Origin of the sequence: Sphingomonas sp., from assembly GCF_031361285.1 — a bacterium.
Classification (GTDB): Bacteria; Pseudomonadota; Alphaproteobacteria; order Sphingomonadales; family Sphingomonadaceae; genus Sphingomicrobium.
On record NZ_JANMCO010000078.1, the window covers coordinates 1 to 2,249 of the forward strand.

Sequence of the window (2,249 nt, forward strand, 5' to 3'; positions counted from 1 at the left end):
TGCGTCGCAGCCGCGGCGTACAGCGTGAAATTGACGATGGGAATTCGCCACCACCAGATGTGGAACCACAACCACGCGTCCATGGTGGCGTAGGAGATGTTGCCGAGCGCGTGATTGAAAAAATGCGAGAAAATGTACGAGAACATGACGAGGCCGCAAGCGATGCGCACCTGCCGCACGCCAATGCCGCGCAGCCACCTCGCCACTTCGGACGTCGAGTCAATCCCGCTTGCGCGCACGTCAATGATCGCAGGTGCCTGTAGCGTCATGCATGACCAGCTTTCGCAGACGGGCCAGGGTGATGATGTCCAGAGGAAGGTTGGCGCGACGTCCCCAAAATGCTGCCCTTCCGTCGCGCGGTCACAGCATACGGGCGATTCTCCTTTGGCTGCAATGAGCCAATTTTGCTGAGCAAACCCGGTCCGCAGGCATCAAGGCCAATCTGACAGAGAATCAGAGCAATCTTGCGGGGCCGATCAGCGCTGCGCAGGCTTGCGATATTGCTCGTGGCAGCCGTCGCATGCTTTTCCCACGGCGCCAAGGGCGATCTTGAGGTCGTCGACATTCTTGGCCTTGTCGCGGTTGTCCGCCACGGCTTTGGCGAAGGCTGCAACCTTTGCGTCGAAATCGCTGCGGGTCTCCCAGATCTTCGCGGTGGCCCTGGTCTGGTCGCCTTCCTTCGAATTATCCGGGAACAGGCTGGGAAGTTTCTGGGCCGTGTCTGCCCATTGCGCGAACGCCGCGTTCACCTTGGCCGCGTCGTATGGTTGTTCGCCGCGTGTCATCTTCACCAGATTGCTGGCGTTGTCGTTGTTCCCCTTCATCAGCGCCTTGCGGGCGGCGATCGGGTTGCTCTGAGCCAGCACGGCAGTCACGCCGAGCGCGGCAAGAGCTGCGGCGAGAACGATGCGTTTCATTACGACTTTCCCTCGTTTTTGGTCGCGCGGCCCATCTCGGTCGGAACCTCAGGAGCCACGGGGCGGTCTGTATGAAACACCCTATGGTGTCCCTTAATCCGAGCGACCTAGTGGTCTGATTCATTCGGGCGATTCCCAAATCGTCCGAAGCGGTTCAAGCTCTCGGCATGAGAGCAGGAATTGTCGTTACCGTCACGCGCGGCGACCGCCGCCGGCTTGAGGCGATCGTGGCGGACCGCGGCGCGCCGCAGAAGCATGTGTGGCGCGCCCACATCGTCCTCGCCACCGCCGACGGCTGCGGCACCGCCGAGATCATGCGCCGCTCGGGCAAATCGAAGCCGGTGGTGTGGCGATGGCAGGCCCGGTTCATGGCGGAAGGTGTCGATGGGTTGCTGCGCGACAAGACGCGCAAGCCCGGCAAGCCGCCGCTTGCGCCCGACACCGTGCAGCGGGTCGTCGATCTGGCGCTTGGGCCGCCGCCAGGGGAAACAACCCATTGGACGGGCCGGATGCTGGCGCAGGCGGCGGGCATCAGCTTGCGTTCGGTGCAACGCATCCTGGAAGCTCACCGGATCGCGCCGCACCGCATCCGCACGTTCAAGCTGTCGAACGACCCGAACTTCGCCGCGAAGCTCAAGGATGTCGTCGGCCTCTACGTCGATCCGCCCGACCATGCCGTCGTGCTCTCGGTCGACGAGAAGAGCCAAATCCAGGCGCTCGACCGCACCCAGCCGGGTCTGCCGATGAAGCCCGGCCGCGCCGGGACCATGACGCATGACTACAAACGCAACGGCACGACGACATTGTTCGCGGCCCTCAACGTGCTCGACGGCACCGTCATCGGCCGCAACATGCAGCGCCATCGGCACCAAGAGTTCATCCGCTTCCTCGACACCGTCGAGGCGCAGGTGCCGGCCCGAAAGGCGATCCACGCCATCGTCGACAACTATGCCACCCACAAGCATCCGAAGGTGCGCCAATGGCTCGCCCGGCATCCGCGCTGGACCTTCCACTTCACGCCCACCTCGGCGTCATGGCTCAATGCCGTCGAGGGCTTCTTCGCCAAACTCACCCGGCGCCGCCTCAAGCGCGGCGTGTTCCGCTCGGTCGACGATCTCAAGGCCGCCATCGACCGCTTCGTCGCCGAGACAAACGCCGATCCCAAACCCTTCGTCTGGACCGCAAAGCCAACCCACGTCCTCGCCGCTGTCAAACGAGGGAAGCAAACGTTAGAGTCGATCCACTAGCGTGGGACAGCTCGCCGGGCTTGGCGCGCGCGGTATCGAGCCATTCGGTGAGCGTCTTATAGGGCGATGAGCTGTTGACGACGAT

General features: G+C 63.3%; 3 protein-coding genes. 1 reads left to right on the forward strand and 2 read right to left on the reverse strand.

Annotation, left to right across the window (positions count from 1 at the left end; genetic code table 11):
* The coding region (locus tag RMO25_RS08255; protein ID WP_309662127.1) for a hypothetical protein at positions 1 to 206 on the reverse strand (206 nt) is incomplete at its 3' end.
* Between the two features lie 270 nt (positions 207 to 476).
* Positions 477 to 917: a cytochrome c gene (locus RMO25_RS08260; RefSeq protein WP_309662128.1), complete on the reverse strand. Its 441-nt coding sequence runs from the start codon at positions 915 to 917 to the stop codon at positions 477 to 479.
* A gap of 167 nt (positions 918 to 1,084) precedes the next feature.
* On the opposite strand from RMO25_RS08260, the gene RMO25_RS08265 reads away from it, so the two are divergent.
* Positions 1,085 to 2,164, forward strand: coding sequence for an IS630 family transposase (locus tag RMO25_RS08265; protein WP_309662129.1), 1,080 nt, complete (start codon positions 1,085 to 1,087; stop codon positions 2,162 to 2,164).
* Positions 2,165 to 2,249 lie beyond the last annotated feature (85 nt).